The organism is Peribacillus sp. SIMBA_075, assembly GCF_046534585.1.
Genome location: NZ_JAWRYN010001409.1, coordinates 1 through 243, shown reverse-complemented (window position 1 = coordinate 243; position 243 = coordinate 1). Strand labels below are relative to the sequence as shown.

1 pseudogene is annotated in these 243 nt (G+C 46.5%); it reads left to right on the top strand.

From position 1 onward, the window contains the following. Positions 1-243: pseudogene (locus SB775_RS32985) on the top strand (hypothetical protein); the annotation flags it as partial.

Sequence of the window (243 nt, the reverse complement as noted above, 5' to 3'; positions counted from 1 at the left end):
AGCCTATTCATCCTTACCGACAAAACGAAAACAATCCGCACAACGACTGGCTGCTCGACTGCTTAACCATATTAGTGGGAAAACAGAATTGGAAGCCGCCTCGTTGTGCTTTGTTCCATATGCATTGAACAAAAGTGCACTAAAAAAAATGGGCCATCAAATGCTTTGTACACCTGCTCTTGCGCTTGCGTGCGCAGTAGAACAGGGGCTTTCTGTTACAACCGTTACGCCCCCTTCTACTAG